Source organism: Phenylobacterium sp. (assembly GCF_030651755.1).
Classification (GTDB): Bacteria; Pseudomonadota; Alphaproteobacteria; order Caulobacterales; family Caulobacteraceae; genus Phenylobacterium.
This window is the reverse complement of record NZ_JAUSBZ010000054.1, coordinates 1-4,727: the sequence shown is the minus strand read 5'-3', so window position 1 is coordinate 4,727 and position 4,727 is coordinate 1. Positions and strand designations below refer to the sequence as shown.

The 4,727-nt window shown below is 67.5% G+C and carries 6 protein-coding genes; 4 read left to right on the top strand and 2 right to left on the bottom strand.

The genetic code is table 11. From position 1 onward, the window contains the following. The coding region (locus tag Q7V15_RS05640) for an ATP-binding cassette domain-containing protein (protein ID WP_304754459.1) at positions 1-321 on the bottom strand (321 nt) is incomplete at its 3' end. A gap of 112 nt (positions 322-433) precedes the next feature. Further along, complete coding sequence (locus Q7V15_RS05635) at positions 434-727, bottom strand: hypothetical protein (RefSeq protein WP_304754458.1); 294 nt, start codon at positions 725-727, stop codon at positions 434-436. A 200-nt stretch (positions 728-927) separates the two neighbouring features. Between Q7V15_RS05635 and Q7V15_RS05630 the strand changes: the two genes are divergently transcribed. The 4 genes from Q7V15_RS05630 to Q7V15_RS05615 all read left to right on the top strand — a co-directional run. Beyond that, positions 928-1,629: a hypothetical protein gene (locus Q7V15_RS05630; RefSeq protein ID WP_304754457.1), complete on the top strand. Its 702-nt coding sequence runs from the start codon at positions 928-930 to the stop codon at positions 1,627-1,629. Beyond that, positions 1,626-2,261, top strand: a complete 636-nt coding sequence (locus Q7V15_RS05625) for a methyltransferase domain-containing protein (RefSeq protein WP_304754456.1) — start codon at positions 1,626-1,628, stop codon at positions 2,259-2,261. The genes Q7V15_RS05630 and Q7V15_RS05625 overlap by 4 nt, the downstream gene beginning before the upstream one ends. Before the next feature lie 189 nt (positions 2,262-2,450). Then, positions 2,451-3,209 (top strand): glycosyltransferase family 2 protein, encoded by a 759-nt coding sequence (locus Q7V15_RS05620; RefSeq protein ID WP_304754455.1) that lies wholly within the window; start codon positions 2,451-2,453, stop codon positions 3,207-3,209. Further along, positions 3,206-4,727: glycosyltransferase family 39 protein (locus tag Q7V15_RS05615; RefSeq protein ID WP_304754454.1), on the top strand; the 1,522-nt coding region annotated here is incomplete at its 3' end. The genes Q7V15_RS05620 and Q7V15_RS05615, both read left to right, overlap by 4 nt.

Sequence of the window (4,727 nt, the reverse complement as noted above, 5' to 3'; positions counted from 1 at the left end):
GACCTGGGCGATCAGTTGATCAATGGTGGGGGCGTCGGTCTGGCCGAGGGCGAGATTCTGAGCCAGGGCCAGGTTCTGTCGAACCGTCAGGGCGGCGATGAGGCGCAGGGTCTGGAACACCACGCCGATGGTCCGGCGTCGCAACTGGTCCCGTTGGGCGGCCGGCAGGGCGGACATGGCCGTTCCGTCGATCTTCACCTCGCCCGAGGTCGGGGTGATCAGGCCGGTGATCACGTTGATCAGGGTGGTCTTGCCGCTGCCAGACGGTCCAAGCAGCAAGGTATGTTCGCCCCGAGCGGCGGCGAAGGCCGGCGCGGCCATCACACAGCGCCCGGCGATTTCATGTCGGAGGTTGTTGGCCTCGATAAGCGGTACGGCTGGCGTCGTCATACGATCGGCGCGTCGATGTCCAAGGGCGAGCGATCAGAGGGAGTCAGCGCGACGCCACGGTGCGGTTGCGGGCGGCCTGGGCGAGGGCGGGCTCGTCAGGGCCGCGCTCGACCTTGATGGCGAACCGCGAGATCAGCGCGGCCCGGCCGGCCATGATATCCTTTTCCCGCATGGCCTCGCGGGCGGCGGCGTCTGCCGTCCGCCGCTCTTCGGGGCTCATGTCGCGATAGCTGAAATAGGCCGACATGGGGCTGTAGTCGTTGTCGTGCTGGTCGCACGCCTGAGCCGCGCCTGCGCCAAGGGCCACGCATAAACCGAGAAGGAAGGCTGGGCGCATGTTCTCTCACTCCATCGACTGAGGAGATGTTACAAAGAAACACCCCGCTTGACGACAGGGGATTGGTGTCAGCGCGAGATTCTCGCGTGGTTGGTCACAGAATTAGCGGAACCCGCACATCCTCAAGGCAAACCTTGCGGATTCTCTCGTTTACCCTCGGAGCGCCGCCGCGTTTTCGGGCAGGATAGAGCCAAGCGCCTATGAGCCAATTCGCCGAACTCGCCTATCATGTGACCCCCATGGGCGCGCTCAGCCTACGCCGTCGGCGGATGCTGTCGCTGGATATGGACGTCCTGGAGGTCAAGCTGGGCGAGGACTTCCTCATGTCCAGCCTGTTCACGGCCGGTGAGCGAGCTCTGGCCCATCTGGCGATCGAGGCGGCTCCGGCGGGTGAACTGGATGTCCTGGTGGGCGGACTGGGGTTGGGCTACACCGCCGCTGCGGCCCTGGACCACGCACGGGTGCGCGATCTGGTGGTGGTTGAGGTGCTGGCCGAGGTGATCGCCTGGCATCAGCAAGGTCTGGTTGATCTTGGTCCGCGGCTGTCTGGCGACTCCCGGTGTCGGCTCGAGCAGGGGGATTTCTTCGCCATGGCCCGCAATGGCGAGCCCCCAGCGCCGCAACGGTTTCACGTCGTGGCCGTCGACATCGATCATTCCACCGAGGCTTGGCTGAACGCCGCGCATGGAGATCTTTACACCGAGGCCGGCCTCCGCAAGCTGAAGCCGTGGCTGCACCCGGGGGGCGTGTTCGCCCTGTGGTCGGACGCCGCCCCGGACGCTGCGTTTCTGTCGCGCCTGGGCTGCGTCTTTTCCCGGGTTGAGGCCACGATCGTGCCATTCGAGAACCCCCTGCGAGACGCCGCCGAAAGCTGCACCATCTATCGGGCTTGGGCCGATTGATCGCCCCCGACGCCTCTCAGGTCAGCGACCTCCATCGTGAGCGGCTGGAAACCGTGGTTCAGCTGTTGCTGGCTCATGGGGTGCGAACCGTCTGTGATCTTGGATGCGGGTCAGGGGCGCTGCTGGAACGCCTGGTGGCCGAGCCGCAGTTCGAGACCGTGATTGGCCTGGAACAGTCCTATAGCGCCCTCGAACATCTGCGGGGTCGCCTGGGGTCGGCTTCGACAGGCGCGCGCGTTCGCCTGGCGCATGGCTCGTTCACGGAGGCCGATCCCAGGCTGGCGGGGCTCGACGCTGCGGTCATGATGGAGACCCTGGAGCATGTGGAGCCTGACCTGCTCTCACAGGTGGAGCGGGCCGTGTTCGCCGTGGCCCACCCCGGCCTGGTGATCATCACGACCCCCAATGTGGAGAGCAATCCGCTGCTGGGCTTGCGCCCCGGCCGATTTCGCCATCCTGATCACCGCTTCGAGTGGTCCAGGGCGCGGTTCGCCGGCTGGGCCGAGGGCGTCGCGCAGCGCAATGGCTATGCCGTCACCCTGGGCGGGATCGGCTGGAGCCATCCCAGGTTTGGCGCCCCGACCCAGATGGCCAGCTTCGTCCGCAAGCCCGGGACGGAGCGAAAGGTCTGAGGTCTGGCGAAAGCCTTTGCGCATATCCAAAAGCCCTGAGCTTCCGGCGCAAGGGAATCAGTTTCCAGCCCGCCCCCCAAAGGGTTATGACGAATCTATGGTCATCTGCGGCCGAGCTGAGCCGTGGCGAAGATCCTCGCCTGCCCCTGCCGCCGGATGGCCGCGGCTTCGATCAAGTTAGGAGGGGGCGTGGAGCACCCAGTTAAGCCAGAGGATGCGCAAGGCGGCCCCTTACTGTCCCTGGTTATCGCCGTGCTCAACGAGGCGGAGAACGTCGAGGCTGTGACCGCCGACTGTCTCGCCCAACTGGCCGGGATCGGCCCTTTCGAGATCGTGTTCGTCGACGACGGCTCAACCGACGCCACCGCCCAGGTGATCCTGGATTTGGCGAGGCGCCACCCTGAGGTTCGGCTGGTCTCCCACGACCGCTGCTGTGGCAAGTCGCAGGCGGTCCGCACCGGCGTTCTGGCCGCCCGAGCGCCGTGGGTGGGCACCCTTGATGGCGACGGACAGAACACCCCAGGCGACCTGGGCGACATGCTGGCCCTCGCCCTGGCTGCTCAGGGACGCCGCCCCCTGGTCGCTGGCGTCCGGGTGCGCCGGGATGATCCCTGGCCGCGCCTGGTGGCCACCCGCCTTGCGAACGGTTTCCGCGCCGCGGTCCTGAATGACCACTGCCCCGACACCGGCTGCGGCGTGAAATTGTTTGCGCGGGACGATTTCCTGCGGTTGCCCTGCTTCGAAGGCATGCACCGCTTCCTGCCGGCCCTGTTCCAGTCCTACGGCCACCCGCTGATCAACCATCCGGTGACCCATCATGCCCGTCTGCACGGGGTGTCGAAGTACACCAATTTCGGACGGGCCGTTGTCGGGGTTGGCGACCTCCTGGGAGTGATCTGGCTGAAGAGCCGGATTCGCGCGCCGGCCATCTCGGAGTCGCGACCGTGACCGTCGATGACGGTGAGAAGCTCAGCTTGAAGCAAGGGATTCTGCTGCTGATCGCCGCCCTGGCCATCCTGCTGCCGGGCCTGACCAGTTTGCCGCCGGTGGACCGTGACGAGTCCCGCTATGCCGTGGCGACGACCCAGATGCTGGCCAGCGGCGACTTCGTCGACATCCGCTTTCAGGACCAGCCTCGCTACCTCCAGCCCGCGGGGGTCTATTGGTTGCAGGCCCTCAGCGCCGCGGCCTTCACCGACCCCGACGCCCGACAGATCTGGGCCTTTCGGCTGCCGTCCCTGACCGCGGCCCTGGCCGCTGTGCTGGTGACAGGCGTGATGACCAGCCTGTGGTTTGGCTCCTGGACTGGCTTGCTGGCCGGCCTGCTGCTGGCCTCGTGCATGTCGCTGGGCTTCGAGGCGCGGATCGCCAAGACCGACGCCTCGCTGCTGGCCGCGGTGACCATCGCCCAGTTCGCCTTCATGTGGGTCTATGCCGGCGCCGCCCGCACCCGTTGGCCGGTGCTGATCTTCTGGATCGCACTGGGGGTGGGCGGGATGCTGAAGGGCCCGATCATCCTGCTGGTGGTGGGCCTGGGCGCTGTGGCCCTGGCCCTCTGGGACCGGAGTCTGGCCCGTCTGAAGCCCTTGCAGCCGCTCTGGGGCCTGCCGCTGGCGCTGCTGATCGCAGCCCCCTGGTATGTGGCCATCGGACTGGCCACCGACGGCGACTTCTTCCGCGTCGCCATCGGCGACAACCTGCTGCACAAGGTCGGCACGGGTCAGCAGTCCCACGGGGGCCCCGTCGGCTACCATCTCATGGGGTTCGCGCTCACCTTCTGGCCGGGCGCCCTGCTGGCGGCCCTGGCGGTCCCCTTCGCCTGGCGGGAGCGGGGCAGGCCGGAAATCCAATTCCTGATCTGCTGGATCATCCCGGCCTGGCTGGTCTTCGAGTTTGTCTCCACCAAGCTGCCGCACTACGTCCTGCCGGTCTTTCCGGCCATCGCCGTGCTGACCGCCGCGGCCGTGACCAGCGTGCAGCCGCAGGCGAACGCGCGATGGCTCAAGGTTCTGTTCGGTCTCGTTCTCCTCCTGTGGCTGGCGGTCAGCCTGACGGTCAGTCTGCTGGCTCCGGTCGGCTTCTGGATCTATGAGGCGCGCCTCGACCCGATCGCCATCGCGCTGGCCGCCGCCGCCATCGCCGCGGCGGGCGTCATGACCTGGCGGGTTTTCGCCGGGCGTCCTGACCAGGCGGTCCTGGCCGGCGCCGTGGCCGCGGCCGTGGTGTCGCTCAACACCTATGGGCTGGGCCTGCCGCGCCTGGAGGCCCTCTGGCTGAGCCCGCAGATCGCTCAGGCGGCCCGCGCCGCAGCCCCCGGCTGCGACCGGCCCCAGATCATCAGCGCGCCCTATCACGAACCGAGCCTGGTCTTCCTCAACGGCCCAAGGGCCACGCGCCTCATGGCGACCCCTGACGCGGCCGCTGAGGCGCTGGCCGAGACCCCGGCCTGCGGTGTCGCCGTAATCG